The sequence below is a fragment of the Burkholderia sp. Ac-20379 genome, from assembly GCF_017104645.1.
GTDB lineage: Bacteria > Pseudomonadota > Gammaproteobacteria > Burkholderiales > Burkholderiaceae > Burkholderia.
In genome coordinates this window covers 1-996 of record NZ_JAAGPF010000752.1, presented here as the reverse complement: position 1 = coordinate 996, position 996 = coordinate 1, and the positions used below count along the sequence as shown (strand labels likewise).

Here is a 996-nt window from a genome sequence, read left to right as displayed (position 1 = left end):
GGTGCAGGCGCGGCGGCCGGAGCGGCCGCGCCGCCGAGCGCCTGCTGCAGCAGCGATTCGAGCTTGGCGCAGATCGCCGCGGCGGCAGCCGCATCGGGCTCGGCGCTCGCGCGGTAGTCGGCCAGCTGATCCGACAGCACGTCCTTGGTTTCGAGGAACGCGTCGATCATCGGCATCGTCAGCGTGATCTCGTGATTGCGCGCGCGGTCGAGCAGCGATTCGAGGATGTGCGTGGTGTCGGTCAGCGCGGCGAAACCGAAGGTGGCGGCGCCGCCCTTGATCGAATGCGCGGCGCGGAAGATCGCGGCCAGATCCTCGGGGTCCGGCGAGCCTGCGTCGAGACCGAGCAGCAATTGCTCCATCTGCGCGAGCAGCTCGTCGGCCTCGTCGAAAAACGTCTGATAGAACTGGGTGATATCGAGAGTCATGCCGGATCCACGTCGGTGTCGTCGGTTGGCGTCTTATGGGGTTCGGTCGCGGTGCGCTCGCGCGGCTACGAGTGGCTCGGCGCCGCCAGCGCCGCCACCAGGTCGAGCAGCATGTCGGGGTCGAGCGGCTTTTCGATCCAGCCGGTCGCGCCCGCCTCGCGCGCCGACGCTTTGAATTCGTCGCTGCTTTCGGTCGTCAGCACCAGGATCGGCGTGGCCGCGTAAGTGCCGCGCGCGCGCAGCGTGCGGATCACGTCGAGGCCGTTCTTGCCCGGCATGTGGTGATCGGTCACGACCAGGTCGAAAGCGATCGCCGCCGCGAGTTCAAGCGCGGTCTCGCCGTCGGCGGCCACATGCACGTCGTAGCCCGCGTCGGCGAGCGTCGCCTGGAGCAGCGCGCGCATGGTCGCGGAGTCGTCGATGGCGAGAATGGAGCGGATCATGTCGTTCGGTTCCGGTTCGATTCAGTGGGCGCTGCCCGCCGCCGGGTTCAGCGGCGCGATCGGCCGCACCGGGTCGGCCAGCGGCTTGGCGGCGGTCGGCGCCAGCGAGGTGGCCGTGCCGGGCA

The 996-nt window shown here is 69.7% G+C and carries 2 protein-coding genes; both read right to left on the bottom strand.

Annotated features, from left to right (window positions below):
• A partial coding sequence (locus G3N92_RS34415; RefSeq protein WP_206131924.1) for an Hpt domain-containing protein occupies nt 1-428 on the bottom strand: 428 nt, incomplete at its 3' end.
• 65 nt (nt 429-493) lie between these two features.
• Nucleotides 494-871: a response regulator gene (locus G3N92_RS34410; protein WP_206131923.1), complete on the bottom strand. Its 378-nt coding sequence runs from the start codon at nt 869-871 to the stop codon at nt 494-496.
• Nucleotides 872-996 lie beyond the last annotated feature (125 nt).